This is a genomic window from Methylotenera versatilis 7 (assembly GCF_000799165.1).
Lineage (GTDB): Bacteria > Pseudomonadota > Gammaproteobacteria > Burkholderiales > Methylophilaceae > Methylotenera_A > Methylotenera_A versatilis_A.
The window spans coordinates 76,814-96,952 of the sequence record NZ_JUGF01000001.1 but is presented as its reverse complement, the minus strand read 5'-3'; the positions used below and the strand labels follow the sequence as shown (position 1 = coordinate 96,952).

The 20,139-nt window shown below is 44.6% G+C and carries 14 protein-coding genes; 4 read left to right on the top strand and 10 right to left on the bottom strand.

Annotated elements, in window-relative coordinates; translation table 11 throughout:
• Nucleotides 1–9: 9 nt before the first annotated feature.
• The 4 genes from K370_RS00370 to K370_RS00355 all read right to left on the bottom strand — a co-directional run bounded on the left by K370_RS00370 (nt 10) and on the right by K370_RS00355 (nt 6,885).
• Nucleotides 10–942: a hypothetical protein gene (locus tag K370_RS00370; protein ID WP_047536781.1), complete on the bottom strand. Its 933-nt coding sequence runs from the start codon at nt 940–942 to the stop codon at nt 10–12.
• A 5-nt stretch (nt 943–947) separates the two neighbouring features.
• Entirely contained in the window at nt 948–5,009 is a 4,062-nt protein-coding gene (gene hrpA, locus K370_RS00365) for an ATP-dependent RNA helicase HrpA (RefSeq protein WP_419177386.1), read from the bottom strand.
• A gap of 155 nt (nt 5,010–5,164) precedes the next feature.
• Entirely contained in the window at nt 5,165–6,010 is an 846-nt protein-coding gene (locus tag K370_RS00360) for a DNA ligase (protein WP_081977125.1), read from the bottom strand.
• Nucleotides 6,011–6,036: 26 nt separating this feature from the next.
• Nucleotides 6,037–6,885 carry a class I SAM-dependent methyltransferase gene (locus K370_RS00355; RefSeq protein WP_047536776.1) on the bottom strand — a complete coding sequence of 283 codons (849 nt, stop codon included), beginning with the start codon at nt 6,883–6,885 and terminating at the stop codon, nt 6,037–6,039.
• Between the two features lie 240 nt (nt 6,886–7,125).
• On the opposite strand from K370_RS00355, the gene ylqF reads away from it, so the two are divergent.
• On the top strand, nt 7,126–8,076 hold the full coding sequence (gene ylqF / locus K370_RS00350; protein ID WP_047536774.1) for a ribosome biogenesis GTPase YlqF: 951 nt from the start codon (nt 7,126–7,128) through the stop codon (nt 8,074–8,076).
• A 45-nt stretch (nt 8,077–8,121) separates the two neighbouring features.
• Here the strand turns inward: ylqF and kdpE are convergent, their stop codons facing one another.
• From kdpE to kdpF, 6 genes are all read right to left on the bottom strand, one after another.
• Nucleotides 8,122–8,814 carry a two-component system response regulator KdpE gene (kdpE, locus tag K370_RS00345; protein WP_047536772.1) on the bottom strand — a complete coding sequence of 231 codons (693 nt, stop codon included), beginning with the start codon at nt 8,812–8,814 and terminating at the stop codon, nt 8,122–8,124.
• Nucleotides 8,814–11,696, bottom strand: coding sequence for a DUF4118 domain-containing protein (locus tag K370_RS00340; RefSeq protein WP_047536770.1), 2,883 nt, complete (start codon nt 11,694–11,696; stop codon nt 8,814–8,816). The genes kdpE and K370_RS00340 overlap by 1 nt, the downstream gene beginning before the upstream one ends.
• Before the next feature lie 65 nt (nt 11,697–11,761).
• On the bottom strand, nt 11,762–12,370 hold the full coding sequence (gene kdpC / locus K370_RS00335) for a potassium-transporting ATPase subunit KdpC (RefSeq protein WP_047536768.1): 609 nt from the start codon (nt 12,368–12,370) through the stop codon (nt 11,762–11,764).
• Nucleotides 12,371–12,396: 26 nt separating this feature from the next.
• Nucleotides 12,397–14,514: a potassium-transporting ATPase subunit KdpB gene (kdpB, locus tag K370_RS00330; RefSeq protein ID WP_200883432.1), complete on the bottom strand. Its 2,118-nt coding sequence runs from the start codon at nt 14,512–14,514 to the stop codon at nt 12,397–12,399.
• Between the two features lie 22 nt (nt 14,515–14,536).
• Nucleotides 14,537–16,360 carry a potassium-transporting ATPase subunit KdpA gene (gene kdpA / locus K370_RS00325; RefSeq protein WP_047536765.1) on the bottom strand — a complete coding sequence of 608 codons (1,824 nt, stop codon included), beginning with the start codon at nt 16,358–16,360 and terminating at the stop codon, nt 14,537–14,539.
• Entirely contained in the window at nt 16,360–16,440 is an 81-nt protein-coding gene (gene kdpF / locus K370_RS11935) for a K(+)-transporting ATPase subunit F (protein ID WP_235272679.1), read from the bottom strand. Before kdpF ends, kdpA begins: the two co-directional genes overlap by 1 nt.
• Before the next feature lie 336 nt (nt 16,441–16,776).
• On the opposite strand from kdpF, the gene K370_RS00320 reads away from it, so the two are divergent.
• From K370_RS00320 to K370_RS00310, 3 genes are all read left to right on the top strand, one after another.
• Nucleotides 16,777–17,187 (top strand): hypothetical protein, encoded by a 411-nt coding sequence (locus K370_RS00320; protein ID WP_235272637.1) that lies wholly within the window; start codon nt 16,777–16,779, stop codon nt 17,185–17,187.
• 86 nt (nt 17,188–17,273) lie between these two features.
• Complete coding sequence (locus K370_RS00315) at nt 17,274–18,584, top strand: TolC family protein (RefSeq protein WP_047536763.1); 1,311 nt, start codon at nt 17,274–17,276, stop codon at nt 18,582–18,584.
• Between the two features lie 33 nt (nt 18,585–18,617).
• Nucleotides 18,618–20,135, top strand: coding sequence for an efflux RND transporter periplasmic adaptor subunit (locus K370_RS00310; protein ID WP_047536761.1), 1,518 nt, complete (start codon nt 18,618–18,620; stop codon nt 20,133–20,135).
• Nucleotides 20,136–20,139 lie beyond the last annotated feature (4 nt).

The following is a 20,139-nucleotide window of genomic DNA, read 5'->3' as shown; positions in this document are numbered from 1 at the left end:
TATTTAAGTTTAAAACGCCGTTTTGTAATTCTGCCCGAAAAATTCCAACATCATAAACTCTTCCAAGCCAGCGTTATCTTCAGGCCTTGCTGACATCACGATGGTGCGATTCATGCGGTGCGACTCCCAATTAAAATCACCCTGATAATGCCGTCGTATTAAGCTAATCATTTTCTTAATCATTAGCAAACGTACATCCTGACCTGGGTTCGCTTGCACTTCAAAAAACTCACGTCTGGCGCTGCTAAAATTATTTGTCCAGCCGTTAAAAGTAAAGCTCGCGTTACGTGCTTCTAAATTAGTAATTTCAAAAATACCATTCACGCCTGTCTGGAAATTCTGCTTGATTTTTTCATCGCGGATTTGCTCGGCACTTGGCCCACGTTCACGCGCCGTTGCTTCCGCATTTTGACGGGCAGCATCCGACTCTTGCGCGGCGCGCTTTGCCCGCTGTTGATTCACATACGCCATCATATCCACCGGAGGCGCATCTTCTGGTGGCGTTTCTGTTTGAGTAGACTCTTTTGGTATGCTCAAATTTGGTGGGATTTTTTCCGGCGCAGGTTTATTGGTTGCCAAGACATCCGGCACTTTAAACGCTGGTTTTTTAGCTGGTTTATTGATTTGCTGTGTGATGACCTTTGGTTTAGGCTTCACGATTGGTTCTGGAACAACTTCAGGAGGCACTGCCGGTGTTTCTGGGGTTAGCTCAGCCACCTTTCTTTCTGGTGTCGGCGGTGCCAGGCTGACTTCTAATTCACGCGCGGGTGATTCTGCTTTATCTGGTTCAAATTTTGGTAAGGCAAAAAATGCGATTAGCGCATGGATCAGCAAGGAAATGATGACCGCAATTAGCGTGTTACGGCTAAATTGAATGCGAAAAACCTGGTCACCACGCGGCTTTTCTAAAAATGCATCAAAACTATGTTCACTATTTAACATCAAAACTATAAGCTCATGTCTGCCCAGATTTTATCTAACCGTTTAACTGAGATAGGCATAGGCGTTTTGAGTTCTTGTGCAAACAAAGAAACACGTAATTCTTCTATTAACCAACGAAAATCCTGTAAGTTTTGCGGCACTTCACGGTGCGCTTGCTGCAAACTGCTCACCTTATCTTGCCATTTTTGCCATGTTAACCCAACGCTGGCGGCATTTTTGCCATCTCGGTCAGGGTTGGCGGGTTGTTTTTCAATCCTTAGCCTTAACGCTTTTAAGTAGCGCGGCACATGCTGCAAATACTCCCAAGGCGTGAGTGACAAACAATTTTTATACACCAGCAAACCCACTTGCTGCTCTACATCGCGTTTTAATCGATTAACCGTTGCGGGCATCTTACTTTGCTGTGCAATCAACAACTGATATTCGGTCGCGATTGCCTGCACTTGCCTTGCAATCGCTTGCGTCACCGCTGGCAGACGTGTGCGGGCGCGTTGTTTCAGCGTCATAAACTCCGCATTGGTTCGTGGCAAATCATCCTCACCCATAAAGGCGCGGTCGGCAATCGCAGTCACCATATCTTCACGCAACTCTTCGGGCGACATGATATTTCTTAAAGTAAGGGCATATTGGTTAAAATTTGGCAGGCTTTTTTCTAACTGTTTAACCTGTTCTTTTAACTCAAAACGCATCAGCCTGCAAACACCTTTACGGTGATTTACATGTGCCGCATATTCTGTATCAAACAACTTAACTGCAACACTATCGGTGTTATCTTCCAATGCCGGATACCCCGTCACCTTTAACCCATCGCGCTCAAAAGATAATTTCTCGGGTAAATCGCCAAAATCCCACTGCTTCAAACCTGTTTTTTCAATATCGGGCAGCGTATTTCTAAAAGTTAATTGCGCGGCAGAGCCCAATTGTTTTTTCAGCGCATTCCAATTACGCCCCATCGCCAATTCGCGCCCGGCATCATCCACCACGCTAAAATTCATCAGCAGATGCGCTGGCGTTTCTTCCACCCAATCATCAATACCAATTTTGAGTGTAGTCACAAGCTGAATATACGCGGCAAGCGCTTGCTTGATCGGTACTTCTCCCACTTGATGTTTATCTAAAAAATTCGTCACAAACTCCGGCACAGGCACACATACGCGACGAAAGGTTTTCGGCAAAGCTTTAATCAAATAAGTAAGCTTTTCGCGCAACATGCCCGGCACTAACCATTCAGTTTGCGTTGGATTTAGCTGGTTCAATAGCGCTAACGGAATCGTTGCAGTCACACCATCCAGTACATGGCTCGGCTCAAAGCGATATTTAAGGCTCACTTCCACACCATCCAAAGTGATTTTTTCAGGAAACTGCACTGCGGTAATCGCATCGGCACCATGACGCATCAGGTCATCACGCGTTAAATACAGCAACTTGGGATTAAGTTTCTCTGCGCCTTCACGCCACTTTTCAAAAGTAGCGGCCTGAAAAATATCAGCAGGAATTTTTGCATCATAAAAAGCAAATAACTTATGCTCATCCACCAGCACATCCTGACGACGCGCCTTGTGTTCCAGCTCCTCAACCTCGGCAATCAAGCGCTCATTCGCGATAAAGAATGCAGCACGCGTATCGAACTCACCATTTGCCAAAGCTTCACGAATGAATATTTCACGTGATTCAGCAGGGTTAATCGGCCCGTAATGCACACGGCGTTTAGGAATAATAGTTAAACCATACAAAGAAACGCGTTCCCAAGCGTTTACCATGCCCATTTTTCTATCCCAGCGCGGGTCGGTATATTGGCTTTCGGTTAATGTGCGTGCAAGCGGCTCAATCCAATCGGGCTCTATTTTCGCTACACAGCGCGCGTATAGCTTGGTTGTATCCACCAACTCAGCCGCAATCACCCATTTCGGCCGCGTTTTTTTAAGTGTAGAACCCGGTGCCACATGAAAACGAATGCCACGAGCGCCTGAATATGCGTCATTATCGCCATCTTTAAAGCCAATATTGCCTAACAAACCTGCTAATAAAGCTTTATGAATCTGCTCATAGTTAGCTTCTTTTTCATTAAGCTTAAAATCCATTTCGTCAGTAATCTGCTTGATTTGGGCGTGCAGTTCGCGCCATTCTTTTAAGCGTAGAAACGATAAGAAATTGGTGTGGCATTGATTCAGCAAATCTTTATTGGATTTTTTAGTTTTCAGTGCATTATCAAAGAAATCCCACAGCTTGAGATAGCTCATGAAATCTGAACCTTCACCGGCAAATTTGGCATGCGCATTATCTGCCGCTTCGCGTTTATCCATCGGTCGTTCGCGCGGATCTTGAATACTTAACACACTGGCGATAATCAAAATCTCGTTCAGGCAGCCTTCACGCTTGGCCGCCAGAATCATGCGCCCTACGCGCGGATCTAGCGGCAACTTGGCAAGCTGCAAACCTGTTTCGGTAATTTGGCGGCGCACATCCACTGCACCCAACTCTTGTAAAAGTTGATAACCATCGGCAATCAATCTGGAACTTGGCGCTTCAATAAACGGAAAATCAACTACATCACCAAGCCGTAGCGCTGCCATGCGCAAAATAACACTGGCAAGTGAACTGCGCAGAATTTCTGGTTCAGTAAACTCAGATCGTCCATCAAAATCCTGCTCAGAATACAAACGCACACAAATACCATTAGAAACGCGACCGCAGCGTCCTGCACGTTGTTTCGCTGCCGCCTGGCTAATCTTTTCTATTTGCAACTGCTCTACTTTTGCACGCGAGCTATAACGGCTTACCCGCGCCAATCCTGCGTCAATCACATATTTAATACCTGGCACGGTGAGTGAAGTTTCTGCCACGTTAGTCGCCAATACAATTCTGCGTGAACTATGGCTTTTAAATATTTTTTGCTGATTTTCAATACTTAAGCGTGCAAATAAAGGCAAAACTTCAATATGTTTTAGCTTGGCTGAACGGCCTTGGTATTTGCGTAAATGCTCTGCAGTATCGCGAATCTCACGCTCACCTGGCAAAAACACCAGAATATCGCCGTCGCCTTGTCGCAATAAATCATCGGCAGCATCTAAAATCGCTTCTTCAATCGCCTCTTCTTCATCGTCTTCCTCAAGCCAGCGTGCTTCTGTTTTGGCTTTGCGTGGAATGCCCAACAGGCTTTCATTTGCAAACTCGGCTTCATCATCTAAATCAAATGCGTTATCTGCCGCGATTTCTTTCGTGCGAAAACCTGCTTTACCAAGTGGCCTATAACGAATCTCAACTGGATAAGTCCGCCCAGAAACCTCAATCACTGGTGCAGCTTTTATAACTCCAACACTGGTTTGCGCTGAAAAATGCTGCGAAAATCTATCGGCATCGATTGTGGCAGAAGTGACGATGACTTTTAGATCGGGGCGTTTTGGTAATAACTGTTTGAGATAGCCCAGCAGAAAATCAATATTCAAGCTGCGCTCATGCGCCTCATCAATAATGATGGTGTCGTAAGCGTTAAGAAATCTGTCGCCCTGCGTTTCAGCCAACAAAATACCATCCGTCATCAACTTGATGTAACTGGACTCTGAAAGTTTGTCGTTAAAGCGCACTTTGTAGCCAACCACTTCGCCCAGCGGACTTTGCAGTTCTTGTGCGATGCGCGATGCCACCGAACGCGCCGCAATACGCCGCGGTTGCGTATGACCAATCAAGCCAGCAACGCCACGCCCAAGTTCCAGGCAGATTTTAGGCAACTGTGTGGTTTTACCAGAGCCTGTTTCACCGCACACAATCACCACTTGATTGTTTTTAATCGCTGCAGCAATTTCATCGCGACGTGATGAAACCGGCAATTCAAGCGAATATTCAGGCTTGGGTAAATTGGCTAATCGCGCCGCATATTTAGCTTGCGAAGTGCGTAACTTCTGCGCGACTTCCGCCTGCAAACGCTGGGCTTTTAGCGCAGACTTCTCATCTTTTAACTTGAGCAAACCCTCCGCATCGCGCAGTTTTCGGCGTAACGCGTGCCTGTCTGCCAGCATGCAGATTTGCAATTGTTGATTAGTCGTGCTGGGATTAACAGTTATCGTCATGCGGCGGGTATTTTAACATGGCAGCGTCAAGCCATTTTTACAAGAGGCTAACATTGGCTGCTATTTCAATTTTATTGGGTTGGTTAGTGTTTATATGGGTACTTAATGCTTAATTAAAAGCAATATTTTTGTACTCGCTTGATATTACGACTTTTTTATTCATTTCTCACTCTTAAAAAACTGGCGAATTTCGGCTTGCCATTTTTAGTCATATCTTTATACGTGTAAGTGACAACACTGCCAATCTTAGGAGGATGATTACGTTGCACATCACTAAAACCTGTGCCAAGTTTAAAGCGAACTCCTTGTGGCGTTTCTACCACCAATGCGCCCAATTTTCCGGCGTATTGGCCTTTGCCCACAGTATGGGCAATGACTTTTGCTTCAGCATCGAATAAAGGTTTTAATTTAAGCAATACGTCGCTACGGCCTGTTGTGTAGATTGCATCAGCACGATGTAGCATCAAACCTTCACCACCGCTTTTCACTACCTGTTTTAAGCGACTATTTAACGCCGCTTCATCGCTAATGCGAAACTGTGCAACGGCTTTCAGGTGCGGCAGATTGGCTTGTTTGACGATTTCGACAATGCGTCTGGCACGTGCTTCAAACGTACCTTTGGCGTTTGGCAACTCAAAAATCTGATAGCTGATATTTTTCCACTCAGCTTCGACTGGTTTATCTTTTCGCACTGCGCCAGAAAGATCATCAAATCTCCCTCTCGCCCACCACAACTCGCCATCCAACGGTATTTTGGGTAAGTTCTTGGTAAACCAGCCCGGTGCGTTAATTGGATTGCCTTGGCGAGTTATCAGTTGTTCACCATCCCAAAAAGCACGCACACCATCATATTTTTCGCTGATTAAATATTGTTTAACATCAATACCTTGCTGATAAGTTTGTGCCAATAGTAACTGAGGCGGCTCTTGAGCAAGGACCTGTATAGAAAACAGTTGCGTGAATATCAACGCAATTAATAGTAAATAACGGCTTAAATGCATATGAAAACTGAATGATTTAATGCGCGTTAAGCCAGAAAGCGCGGCTGTAAATCCTGCAAATTAAACTCGTTTAAAATTGCCGTTAATCGCTCGAGAGCATTTTTGCGTTTCTGACCTGTGTATTTAGCAATAATTAGCTCATTTTTCATGGAGTGTTCCCAACCCACCAGTTCAGTCACGGTGACTTGATAACCCGCTGCTTCCAGTTGCAAGCAACGTAATACATTAGTGATTTGGCTACCAAACTCACGCGTATGAATCGGATGTCGCCAGATTTCACTTAACGGCGTTTTACCGAAACTTTCATTTTTATGTTTGCGTAAAACCTCGGCCACTTCGGCCTGACAGCACGGCACTAGCACCATATATTTAGCCCGTTTTTTCAGGCCAAACTTAATCGCGTCATCGGTTGCGGTATTGCAAGCATGCAGCGCTGTCACAATATCCACCGTATCTGGTAATGCTTGCGAGGTAATGGATTGCTCTACACTTAAATGCTGAAAATCCATGCGATCAAACCCACAATCAAGCGCCAGCACTTTGGATTTCTCAACCAAATCGGCACGAGTTTCTATACCAATCACTCGCCCTGCCGCATGCTGTTTTAACAATAAATCATACAAAATAAATCCCAAGTAGGATTTTCCGGCACCGTGGTCAACAATGGTGGGATTAGCATTGCTGACCAATATTTCATTTAATAATGGCGCAATAAAATTGATTAAGTGCGTCACCTGCTTCAATTTGCGGCGACTATCTTGATTCAGCTTGCCATCAACGGTAAGAATGTGCAGCGCCTTTAGTAGCGTAATAGATTGATTCGGCTGAACTAGTGATTTTAAGTCTAGCGATTTTAAATTATCAGGGGTTTGCATGCTGATATTTTAATGCAATTGGTTTAAATCAATCATATTTAGTTTTGTTTGTGATTAATGAATCAAGCATGCCCCTGCACAGATAAATCCTGTATTTTTCGCGCCAAATGATAAAATTCATGATTACTCAACTCGCAACACTACTTTAATGCCTATCAAAATTAAAAAATCTAGGCAAAATTCAGTGTAATCAGTACGGCAAGGCGCAGGCAACAACGCCAGCGTTAATCAGGAGACAAAATGGCAATTCAATGGTACCCGGGCCACATGACCCAAGCCCGCAAAAAAGCGGAAGAAACCATGGAATTCACCGATATGGTGATTGAAGTGTTGGACGCGCGCGTGCCGGAAGCCAGCCACAATCCTGTCATTAACGAAATGCGTTTGTTTCGCCAACGCCCCAATCTTAAAATTTTAAACAAAGCCGATTTAGCTGACCCGAAAGCCACAGAAGCTTGGTTGAATTACTTCAATAGTTTACCCAACACTAAAGCTGTCGCCTTAAGCTGTAAAAAAGCCGGTGACGCAAAAAAAATACCCGCTGTTTGTCGTAAATTAACTCCGCATCGCGGCACACATTTAAAGCCTCTGCGCGCATTAATCATGGGTATTCCTAACGTGGGAAAATCGACTTTGATGAACGCACTGCTGAATCGCCGTGTGGCCAAAGTTGGCGATGAGCCTGCTGTAACCAAGAGCCAACAGCGGTTTGAGTTGGATGCTACTTTTAGCATTACGGACACGCCAGGCATGATGTGGCCGAAAATCGCATATGAATCAGATGGCTATATGCTGGCTGCCAGCCATGCGATTGGTCGCAACGCGGTGATTGATGAAGATGTGGCGACTTTTCTGGCGGATAATTTATTGCAAACTTATCCCGATTTAATCAATGCGCGCTACAAGCTGGATGCGATGAAAATCGATGTATCGCAAATTGATGGCGTCGATTTATTAGAGGCGATTGCCAAACGCCGTAGTTACAAGCGTCATGATGGTTTGTGGGATATGGAAAAAACCGCAGTAGCATTTTTAACTGATTATCGTAGCGGCGCAATTGGCCGCGTTAGTTTAGAAACGCCACAAAGTCGCTTATTGATGATGCAACAAAATAGCACGCCAGCTGATAACGTTTTACCAGATAATGGCCCAGATAAAGCAGCAACTGAGATAGATGGGCAAAACGAATAAGTACTCATCGTAACTTAACAATTATTTGCTGCAAATATTCAAGCGCTATATAAACCTAAACCCCACACCTATTTCGGTGATTAAATGTTCTGGCTGCGCGGGATCATTTTCTAGTTTTTGACGCAGATGACTCATGTATATCCTGAGGTAATGTTCATTATCCACATAGGCTGGACCCCAAACTTCTTTCAGTAGTTGCCTTTGGGTGACAACCCTGCCGGCATTTTTAACCAGTTCAGTAAATAGCCTAAATTCAATTGGCGTTAAATGCACTGGCGCACCAGCTTTTGAAATCAATCGTTTCGGAAAATCAATACTGATGTCGCCAAACGCATAAACGCCTTCACTGCTCGTTTCATTTAACATGCTTCTGCGGCGCAATTGTGCGCGAACTCTAGCTAATAATTCAGGCGTGCCAAATGGTTTAGATAGAAAGTCATCCGCGCCAGCATCTAATGCAGCCACTTTCTCGGCTTCTTGTGTTCTGGCAGAAAGCACAATAATAGGAATGTTGCTCCAGGTTCTAACTTCGCGAATCACTTCTAAACCATCAATATCGGGCAAGCCTAAGTCTAAAATAACCGCATCTGGTTTTCTGGTACCAATTTCAATCAAACCTTGCTTACCAGTTTCTGCGCTAAAAACCTGAAAATTTTCAATCTCAAGCGCAGTTGTTACAAAACGTCGAATTTGCTGTTCGTCTTCTATCAGTACAATGTTTGCCAAATAGTTAGCCATTACGATAATGAATCTTCATCAGGCAAGCTAGGCGGCGTACCCAGCGGTAAAGTGAATGTAAAAATTGCGCCAGTTATATGTGTTTTAGAATGGTCATTTCCATTAGAAGTTAACTTGTTACGCGCGCCAATTTTTCCACCGTGCGCCTCAATAATCGCCTTGCAAATTGACAAGCCAAGCCCAACACCTGCTTTGGTAGACTCTTTTTCTCCACGTGTAAATTTCTCAAATATCTGATCTTCCAAACTCCCTGGTAAGCCAGGACCTTCGTCTGAAATCGAGACCAGCACGTCTTGATGTGTTGTTCTGGCGCTAATAATGATTTTACTGCCTTCTGATGCGTATTTGGCAGCGTTATCCAGTAAATTACACAATACGCGATCGATTAACACCGCATCGAACTGTATTAATGGTAAATCGCCGGTAGACGTATTGGTTAGATCAATCACAATAGGGTGTTTTTCCAGCGGTTGCTTCATGGTGCGCAAGGCCGTACCGACTACTTCCTCTAACGTTTGCCATTGTTTATTGAGCTGAACTTTTCCAGATTGTAATCTCGCCATATCAAGCAAGTTAACGACCAGACTCTTCATGCGTATTGATTGCTCATACAGCATATCAACGTATTCGTTTCGCTCGTCTTCCTGTTTTTTATGGTCTGTTAAGTTATGGCTTAGCGGCGTATTTAATTGCTGTTTAAGCAAACCAGCGGTTGCCACAATCGTGGTTAATGGCGTATTTAAATCATGTGATATTGCACTTAATACGGAGTTCCTTAAGCGTTCAGATTCCATCGAAACCAATGCATTTTGCGCGATATCCACATAATGTACACGCTCTATCGCAATGGCAATTTGTGAAGCGAATGTATCTAACAACTGCCGTTGCTCTGGCAGAAAAATCATGCGCCTGGATTTTGCCATTAAACCTTCTTCATGGTTAGGCATGATTGCCAGCACGCCTCTTGTGCGCATGGGTGCTTGCAAGGGGATATATAAAATAGCGGATGATGGCAAGGTGTTGGTGCCGTAACCAGCCTGCTGTTGATTGTCGTACACCCACTGAGCAATTCCTAAATCAACGTGTAAACTATTGCTGTCCGCATCGCTATGCTGCACATGATTTGAAATTGGCTGTGTGATTTTCTCATGATTATCTGGCAGCAATATCGCTATTTTAGATTGGAAAATACCAGTTAAATGATGCGTGCTGATTTCAATGATATGCTCTGCAGTGAGTGATGATGCCAACGACTTGCCTAAATCATACAAAGCACGGCTGCGTTTTTCACGACGCATCGCAATCACCGCTTGATAGCGCAGATTAGCCGTCAAATTGCTAACCACCAAAGCCACCACAAACATCACGCCAAAAGTCAGTAAATACTGAGTATCGGATACTGAAAAAGAAAATTTTGGCGAGACAAAAAAGAAATCAAAACTGGCAACGCTAATCAGCGATGAAAAAATGCCCGGCCCTCTGCCAAATTTGGATGAAATAAGAATGACGCCAAGCAAAAACACCATCACCACATTCGCCAGCTCAAAATAAGGCAGAATCAATGCCACCAATATTGATGTGCCTGCACATACCGCTGCCGCCCAATAGTAACCTTTTAGGGTTGATTCGCTATGCGCATGATTTTGGTAATCGTTATGCTGGTTATTGCGCTTAATATCTAAGGTATGTGCATCTTTTTCGCCAAGCGTTTTTTCACGCGAAACCACGTGGATATCAATATCAGTCGCCTGATTCGTTAAGTCGTCAATGACGCCAGGCATGATTAAACGCGCAAAAGCAGAGCGTGTGGACTTACCTACAACCAGCTTAGACACATTCCGACTGCGAGCATAGTTCAGCACAACATTAGCCACTTTGGTGCCGCTCAATGTAGCCGTTTCTGCGCCTAAAGTTTCGGCTAGTTTTAATGTCTTCAGAATCGTATCGCGCGCGGTGTTCGATAATCGCTGTAGTTTAGGCGTTTCTACATACACGGCCAGCCAATCAGACTTTAAACTTTGCGCCAGCCTAGCCGCCACTCTGACTAACCTTTCAGCTTCTACGCCTGTACCAACACAAACTAACAGCCTATCCTTCGCTTGCCATACTTGTTGAATGGACGAATTGCTGCGATATTCGCGCATCTGTGAATCCACACGGTCCGCCGTACATCTAAGTGCCATTTCACGCAGTGCAATTAAATTACCTTTGCGAAAAAAACTTTTGCTTGCGCGTTCCGCCTGCTGCGATTGATACACTTTGCCATCTTGCAATCGCTGTAATAATTCATCTGCTGGCAAATCCACCAATGTGACTTCATCTGCATCAGCAAACACTTTATCTGGCAGGGTTTCCGTGACGCGAATACCCGTAATCTGGCCAACAATATCGTTAAGACTTTCCAGATGTTGTACATTCAGCGTGGTAAATACGTCGATACCTGCGGCTAATAACTCTTCAACATCTTGCCAGCGCTTGGGGTGGCGCGAACCTTCCACATTAGAGTGCGCTAGTTCATCCACCAAGATCAAATCAGGTTTGCGCACTAATGCGGCATCTAAATCAAACTCTTTTAGCTCACGCTCACGATAATGAAACGTTTTTAACGGCAACACTGTTAAACCTAACAGTTGCGCAGCTGTGCCAGCGCGACCATGCGTTTCGACAATACCAACAAGTACGTCTAACTGTTGTGATTGCTGGCTTTTTGATTGCAAATGGTGCGCAGCATTGAGCATGGCGAATGTTTTACCCACCCCCGCACACGCGCCAAAGAAAATCTTTAAACAGCCGCGTTTTTCTTTTTCAGCTTCTTGATTAATCTTTTGCAGAAGCTGATCTGGATTGGGGCGAAACTCTACATTGGATTCTGATTCGGCCATGCCTGTGTCTTATAGTAGGTTTGATTCTAATGTTTAATTAAATTTGCTAAAAACGTTATTGCTTACTATGGCTGAATAACAGTCAATTTGTCCAATGCAATATTCAACTGCAATACATTCACACGAGGCTCACCAAACACACCCCATTGGCGACCCTTGGTATTTTCTGCGATTAATTTTTGCACGGTTTCCACTGTTAACTCTCTGGCTTTGACTACCCTGCTCACCTGATAATTTGCTGCTGCAGGACTAATTTCAGGATCTAACCCACTGGCAGAAGCGGTGACTAAATCGATAGGGATCGGTAATGTATTATCTGAATCTGCCGCTTTTAACGCAGCAACCCTGTTTTTAACAGCTTCTGCTAATGCAGGGTTTAACGGCCCTTGATTTGAGCCAGATGAAGCCGCAGCATTGTTGGGATATGGCCCAGTAGCAGACGGGCGACCCCAAAAGTATTTGGCTTCAGTAAAGTTTTGGCCAATTAAGCTTGAGCCTATGACTTTATCTCCTTGCGTAATCAGTGAGCCATTGGCTTGCGCAGGCATGAACGATTGGCCTAATGCTGTAGTGAGTAATGGATAAACGATACCTGTAATAATGCTCAGTATCACAAATAAACCCAAGGCCGGCCTTAAACTTTGTAACGTTATATTTTTTAAACTATTTTCCATGATGAATCCTTTTTATATAATTAAAATTAGGCAAAACCAACTGAAGTCAGCACCAAATCAATTGCCTTGATGCCGATAAACGGCACTATCAAACCGCCAAGCCCGTAAATCAATAAGTTTCTACGTAATAACTGTTGTGCACCAACGGCTTTGTAAGCCACGCCCTTTAAGGCCAATGGTATTAATACGATAATAATCAGCGCATTGAATATCACTGCAGAAAGAATGGCCGAATTGGGGCTGGCTAATTGCATGATATTTAAGCTATTTAACGCGGGATAAGTGCTGGCAAATGCGGCGGGGATAATCGCAAAATATTTGGCCACATCATTAGCGATACTGAATGTGGTGAGAGAGCCGCGCGTCATTAGCATTTGTTTACCAATCTCCACTATTTCAATCAGCTTGGTCGGGTTTGAATCCAAATCCACCATATTGCCCGCTTCTTTGGCTGCCTGCGTTCCGGTATTCATGGCAACGGCAACGTCAGCTTGTGCTAAGGCTGGCGCGTCGTTGGTGCCGTCACCTGTCATGGCAACCAACTTGCCTTCCGCTTGATGTTCGCGAATCAGCTTTAGTTTCGCCTCAGGCGTGGCTTCTGCTAAAAAGTCGTCCACACCAGCTTCGGCGGCAATCGCAGCGGCAGTTAAGTGGTTATCGCCGGTAATCATAATGGTTGTGATACCCATGCGACGTAACTCGGCAAAGCGTTCTTTAATGCCGCCTTTTACAATATCTTTAAGCTCAACCACACCCAGCACTTTGTCACCATCTGAAACGACTAACGGCGTACTGCCGCGACGCGCTACTTCATCTACTTTTTGGCTCATTTCAGCTGAAAATACACCACCTAAAGTTTCAATATGCAACTTAATCGCACTGGCAGCACCTTTACGAATTTGGCGGACTTTCTTATTGGAATCCAGTCCGCCTGCATCTTGCAAGTCCACCCCGCTCATTCTGGTTTGCGCGGTAAACGTAATAAACTTGGCATGAAGCGATGCGATATCCCGTTCACGAATGTTAAAGCGATTTTTTGCCAGCACCACAATGCTACGACCTTCTGGCGTTTCATCGGTAAGCGATGCCAATTGCGCCGCATCTGCTAACGCTTGCTCCGTTACGTCTTCTGCCGGAATAAACACAGAAGCTTGGCGATTGCCCAAGGTAATGGTGCCTGTTTTATCTAATAGCAATACGTTAACATCGCCCGCCGCTTCTACTGCGCGGCCAGAAGTCGCAATCACATTGGCTTGCATCATGCGGCTCATACCTGCTACGCCAATAGCAGATAACAAACCTGCAATAGTGGTGGGAATTAAACAGACCAACAGTGAAACCAGCACGGTAATACTGGGCGGCGAACCTGCGCCACCTGAAGCTGTTACGCCAAAGGTTGAAAACGGCAATAAAGTCACGGTCACCAGTAAAAACACAATGGTTAATGCAACTAATAGGATAGTTAGCGCGATTTCATTCGGTGTTTTTTGGCGTTTTGCACCTTCCACCATGGCAATCATGCGGTCTAAAAACGCTTCTCCTGGGTTCACCGCTACGCGTACCACTATCCAATCGGATAATACTTGCGTACCACCTGTTACAGCACTGAAGTCACCGCCAGATTCACGAATCACTGGCGCAGACTCCCCAGTAATCGCCGCCTCATTCACTGAAGCAATACCATCAATCACTTCACCGTCGGCAGGAATCATATCGCCAGCTTCTATCAGTAAAATATCGCCTTTGCGCAAGCTGCTACTATCGGTAAGTGTCACCGTAGAGTCACGTGCTGCTGTTGCCAACTTTTTAGCAACTACGTTTTTCTTGGCGCTGCGTAAGGAAGCAGCTTGTGCTTTACTGCGCCCTTCCGCCATCGCCTCGGCAAAGTTGGCAAACAGCACAGTAAACCAAAGCCATATAGCCACTAGCGCAATAAAGCCGGTTGGCACATCTGCACGACTAAATAAAGCCTGCAGCAATATTAGTGTGGTTAATATGCTACCCAAATACACCACAAACATCACTGGGTTGCGCCATTGTGTCTGCGGCGCCAATTTTTTAAACGAATCCGCAATAGCTGGTTTGACTAATGCTGGATCAAACATAGATTTCATACTTAAATCTTTAGTACTTGAACTTGACATCATTTTTCCTAATATTCAGCAATTAATTAACAGCAGTCATGAGCAACTGCTCAACGATAGGGCCAAGCGCCAACGCAGGGATATAAGTCAGCGCACCTACCAGTATCACTGCGCCAATCAACAAGGTGACAAATAGTGGACCATGCGTAGGCATAGTGCCTAAGCTCACTGGGATACGCTTTTTAGCCGCCATAGAACCTGCAATTGCCAACACTGCCAGAATGATGCCGAAACGGCCTACAAACATCGCAATTGCCAATAAAGTGTTGTAGAAAGGCGTATTGGCAGATAAACCCGCAAATGCACTACCGTTATTGTTAGCAGTGGATGACAGCGCATATAAAATCTCGCTAAAGCCATGCGCGCCGGGGTTTGCAATGCCGACGGTGCCAGAAGCAACGCTTACTGCAACGGCAGTGCCGATTAACACTAGCAATGGTGTGGCTAATATAATAATCGCCGTCATTTTCATGTCGAATATCTCTATCTTTTTACCTAGATATTCTGGCGTACGACCAATCATTAAACCCGCAATAAACACGGCCAAGACTGCATAGATCAGCATGGTATAAAGCCCGGAACCCACGCCGCCAAAAATCACCTCACCCAACTGCATTAACCACATTGGCACCATGCCGCCAATTGGCGTAAATGAATCGTGCATGGCATTAACCGCACCACAAGAAGCCGCAGTGGTAACGGTGGCAAATAAACTAGAGGCAACAATACCAAAACGTGTTTCTTTGCCTTCCATATTGCCGCCAGATTGCAATTCCATGCCTGATGGTGAAGCAATGCTTGATTGGTCTATGAACGATTGATTAGCACCGCTATTTGCCAGCGCTGGATTACCTGCTTGTTCTGCCCAAACCACCACACCCACCATCACCACAAATACCATCGCCATGGCGGAAAATACTGCCCAACCTTGTCTTTTATCACCCACCATTAAGCCAAACGTAAAGCACAGCCCGGCTGGAATTAAGAAAATAGCCAGCATTTGTAACAAGTTAGAAAGTGGCGTTGGGTTTTCAAACGGATGTGCAGAGTTGGCGTTGAAAAAACCACCACCATTTGTTCCCAGCATTTTAATTGCTTCTTGCGAAGCCACTGGCCCCATTGCAAGGGTTTGCGTGCTTGTGGTTTGCGTAGCGAGTTCACCTGCTGCATCAGTGATTGAGTAGCTGGTTGGCTGTAAAGTCGTCACTTGTTTGTATGCGTCAAAGTTTTGAATCACCCCTTGGCCCATCAAAAAGATCGCGAGAATAAACGATAACGGTAGCAAAATGTACAAAGTGGAACGCGTGATATCCACCCAAAAATTACCGATGGTTTTTGCGCTATGGCGCGCGAAACCACGAATCAATGCAATCACTACTGCCAACCCAGTTGCCGCTGACAGAAAATTTTGCACTGTAAGCGCTAACATTTGTGTGAGATAGCTCATGGTCGATTCGCCTGCGTAACCTTGCCAATTGGTATTGGTCACAAAACTAACCGCAGTATTAAATGCGGAATCAACACTCACATTTGCAAATTGTTGTGGGTTAAGCGGCAATGAAAACTGCAAGCGTTGTAACAAATATACAAATGCAATGCCAATAATGTTGAATAGCATTAATGCGACTGCATAATGCTTCCAGTGCATTTCCTGCTCAGGCTTAACGCCCAAACCACGGTAAATAAGCCGCTCAATTGGGCCTCCAACTTTATTCGCGATAGCCGATTCACCATGCATAACCTTGTAAATCCAAATACCCATCGGCTTAGTAATAAGCAGTAAAACCGTGAGGTACAAACCCACTTGGACGATGGCATTAGAAAAAAATCCAGCATTCGATAACATCAAAAATTCTCCGGTTTAATTAATACATAAAATAAATAAACCAATATAAATAGCGCAAGCGCGCCACTTAACCACAGCATCACGTTCATTTTTTACCTTCCAAATTGACAAGGACACAAGCCATCAAAATACACACCGCCAGATAAACCAATATCCAGCCAACACCCAAGATATCCATAATCAACATTTAAATTAACATTCTTAATCTCACTATTGCGAATTAAGAGATATGTAATGTTAGGCGGATGCAGATAAAAATGTCGTAAGAACTACGGGGTTACGTGTAAAGAAAGCGTAAAAATGCACCTAATCCAGACTGTAGTTTGATTAAGATTTGAGTTTAAAACTTGAAGTTTAATAACGGGAGTAAGTCGCTATGTATTACAGAAAACCTGAATAAATGCTATATTTAAGGCATGTTGCGCGTCAAAGCTAATTTTCTTGTTTATTTTATGGTAGTGTGTTTTGCACTGCTACAAGTCTTGTCGCCTTTTATTCACGCGCATTTAGATACAGAGCATCCCATTCAAAATACCGGTTTTCATGTAGGCGATGCGCATGAAGAAAAAGTAATCAGTTTAGTTCATGCAGAAAGCAATCTTTTATCTGCTGAACCGCATGCCGCACATACCATATCAGTCGCATCTGGCATCAAACAGGATATCAACTCAACGTTGCTCGTTAGCACAAGTTTACTGGTGCTATTTTTCCTGTGTTTTCCACTTGCCTTAATGCCCGTTTCAGGGCAGTTTTTTCCGTTAAGTTTAGTCACTCTCCAGCCGCTTAAACGCCGGCTTCCCACCCCGCGCGCACCACCACAAATCTAAATTCAATCCCTTGATTTCCTGCATATGGTAATTGCCATATTGCGTGGTTTTATTTGAATTTATATTAGATTTTTCAGGAGTGCGTCATGCAATTCACACGACCAAAACTTGGGTCAAAATGCCTACAATCCGGCATTCAAAACATATTGATATCGCTATTGTTAATCGGTAATTCAACTGCAATTTTTGCTGACTCTTATGCACCTGTCTTACAAGCAAGCTTGCCAGCCGCGCATTTAACCTTAAAGGATGCGTTAAATTTAGCCCTTAACGCCAATCCTGAAATTGCTGTCGCCATACGTGAACGCGAGGCAATTGAGGGCATTAAGACACAAGCCGCCACTAGACCAAATCCATCACTATCGACTTCGATTCAAGATACCCGCAGTTCCAACAGGCAGACCCTCTTACAGCTTAACCAAGAAATTGAGCTTGGCAATAAACGAGAGGCGAGAATAGAAGCGGCTGATTCTTTTTACACCAAGGCCGAAGCGGAGTTAGACAATAAAAAAACCGAGATTCACGCCAATGTTATCGCAGCTTTTTATACAGTTCTAATCGCGCAGGAACGATTAACTTTGGCAAAGTCGTCACTCGACATTGCTGAGCTAGCACGCGATGCCGCCAGTAAGCGCGTAAAAGCTGGCAAAAGTTCGCCTGTAGAAGAAACCAAGTCAAAAATCGCAGAAGCCAGCGCAAAAATTGAATTCAACCAAGCCAACACGCAATTAACAAATTCCCGCAAACGTCTAGCTGCGTTATGGGGCAGCGCATTGCACACATTTGAAAATGCTGAAGGCGATGCCACTGTCATTCCTGAAATGGCCGCTTTTAGTACACTGGCCAGCCAACTGGATAATGCCCCGGCCATAAAACTGGCAAACATTGAAATTGATTCACGCAGTGCGCTGACAAAAATTGAGCGCAGTAAAGGTACGCCGAATATCACCATTAGCGCCGGTGTTGTTAATAACCAAGAGCTTGGCGGTGTTAATCAGGCTTTATTGGGTTTATCCATTCCTATTCCAATCTTTGATCGCAACCAAGGCAATTTGCAGGAAGCGGTCAGTCGCCAATACAAGGCGCAGGATGAATTAGTCGCACTCAAAAACCAGCTTGCGGCGAATTTATCAGGTCAATACGAACGCTTAAATACAGCCAGACAAGCGGCAGAATCGCTTAAAACCGACATTTTGCCAAGCGCTCAAAGTGCTTTTGATGCAGCCAATAAAGGTTTTAGCGCTGGTAAATTCAATTTTCTGGATGTACTGGATGCACAACGCACGCTGGTTCAAGCCAAATCTCAATACATAGAGACATTACTGGATGCGCATCAGGCAGTGGCGGAAATAGAACGCATTCTGGGTGATGTCATTTCACACCACAATCAATATTAAGCGAAACTTAAGCATCAATTATCAGGAACAATCATGCAGCTTAAACACAAACAATCGTTAGCCATTATTGCCGTCATTCTCATTGGCATTATTTTGGGCGCGCTTATTCTTAGCTCAAATCCATCAAAAGATCATGAGCACGAACAACACACAGATGAAGAATCACCAGCCATTATGGATAACCATGACCATGCTCCTCAAGCGCAAGAAATCATTAAAGGCCCGCATGGTGGCAAGTTATTTACCCAAGATGATTATGGCGTTGAAGTGACTATTTTTGAGCGTAATACGCCACCCGAATTTAGGATCTACACCTATGAAAATGGCCAGCCGCTTAGTCCTGCAAAGTCAGTCATTACCATCCAATTAGAAAGGTTGGGCAACAAGCCGCAACTGATTCAATTTTCTCCAGAAAAGGACTATCTAAAAGGCAATGCCGTTATTGAAGAGCCGCATTCATTTAAGGTAAAGATTACCGCTAAACATGCCGATAAACACCATCAGTTTTCTTATGAGCAAATTGAAGCCAGAGTCAAAATAACAGATAAGCAACTGACAATTAATAGCATTGAAGTGTTAACGGCAGGCCCGGCAAAAATCAAAAGCACACTGCATTTGCAAGGCAAGATCAAATTAAATGCTGATAAAAGCGTGCATATCGTGCCGCGCGTTGGCGGCATTGTTGAGTCGGTAAACGCTAACGCTGGCGACAAAGTACGCAAGGGGCAAGTATTGGCGTCTATTTCGAGTCAATCGATTGCGGATATGCGCAGTGATTTATTGGCGGCGCAAAAAAGAATCGAGCTAGCAAACGCTACTTATAATCGAGAGAAGCAATTGTGGGAAGAAAAAATATCTGCCGAACAAGATTATTTACAGGCGCAACACGATTTACAAGAAGCGAAAATTAACAGCCAGCGCATTCAGCAAAAACTCGGGGCGATTGGTGCAGGTTCCAGTACAGGTGGTTTATCACGTTATGAATTACGCTCACCTATAGACGGCGTAGTGACTAATAAGAAAATTAGCCTTGGTCAAGTCGTCAGTGAAGCTGACAGCCTGTTTGAAATAGCGGATTTAAGCACCGTTTGGGCAGAAATGACCATTTATGCCAAAGATATTAATACGGTAAAAACAGGGCAAAACGTTACCATTAAAGCAAGCGCGTTTGATGCACAAGCCGTTGGCACGATTTCCTATGTCGGTGCGCTGGTCGGTGAACAATCGCGTACTGCGATGGCGCGTGTGGTATTAAACAATCCTGATCAAACCTGGCTGCCTGGCTTGCCTGTGAATATTGAATTGATTTCTGAGGAAATAAAAGTGCCTCTGGCAGTTTCTATAGAAGGCCTGCAGACACTAAGAGATTGGACGGTGGTGTTTGGACGTTATGGGGAATACTTTGAGGCAAGGCCACTAAAATTAGGTAGCCGTGACGATATATATGTTGAGGTTCTGGAAGGCCTAAGTGCCGGTGAGCAATATGCTGCTGGTAATAGCTTTTTAATCAAAGCGGATATTGGTAAGGCGGGTGCAAGTCATGACCACTAAACCA

Excerpts from the sequence above, each read along its gene's own strand:
- K370_RS00370 (WP_047536781.1), bottom strand. The coding sequence starts at position 942 with ATGTTAAATAGTGAACATAGTTTTGATGCATTTTTAGAAAAGCCGCGT.
- hrpA (WP_419177386.1), bottom strand. The coding sequence starts at position 5,009 with ATGACGATAACTGTTAATCCCAGCACGACTAATCAACAATTGCAAATC.
- K370_RS00360 (WP_081977125.1), bottom strand. The coding sequence starts at position 6,010 with ATGCATTTAAGCCGTTATTTACTATTAATTGCGTTGATATTCACGCAA.
- K370_RS00355 (WP_047536776.1), bottom strand. The coding sequence starts at position 6,885 with ATGCAAACCCCTGATAATTTAAAATCGCTAGACTTAAAATCACTAGTT.
- ylqF (WP_047536774.1), top strand. The coding sequence starts at position 7,126 with ATGGCAATTCAATGGTACCCGGGCCACATGACCCAAGCCCGCAAAAAA.
- kdpE (WP_047536772.1), bottom strand. The coding sequence starts at position 8,814 with ATGGCTAACTATTTGGCAAACATTGTACTGATAGAAGACGAACAGCAA.
- K370_RS00340 (WP_047536770.1), bottom strand. The coding sequence starts at position 11,696 with ATGGCCGAATCAGAATCCAATGTAGAGTTTCGCCCCAATCCAGATCAG.
- kdpC (WP_047536768.1), bottom strand. The coding sequence starts at position 12,370 with ATGGAAAATAGTTTAAAAAATATAACGTTACAAAGTTTAAGGCCGGCC.
- kdpB (WP_200883432.1), bottom strand. The coding sequence starts at position 14,514 with ATGTCAAGTTCAAGTACTAAAGATTTAAGTATGAAATCTATGTTTGAT.
- kdpA (WP_047536765.1), bottom strand. The coding sequence starts at position 16,360 with ATGTTATCGAATGCTGGATTTTTTTCTAATGCCATCGTCCAAGTGGGT.
- kdpF (WP_235272679.1), bottom strand. The coding sequence starts at position 16,440 with ATGCTGTGGTTAAGTGGCGCGCTTGCGCTATTTATATTGGTTTATTTA.
- K370_RS00320 (WP_235272637.1), top strand. The coding sequence starts at position 16,777 with ATGTTGCGCGTCAAAGCTAATTTTCTTGTTTATTTTATGGTAGTGTGT.
- K370_RS00315 (WP_047536763.1), top strand. The coding sequence starts at position 17,274 with ATGCAATTCACACGACCAAAACTTGGGTCAAAATGCCTACAATCCGGC.
- K370_RS00310 (WP_047536761.1), top strand. The coding sequence starts at position 18,618 with ATGCAGCTTAAACACAAACAATCGTTAGCCATTATTGCCGTCATTCTC.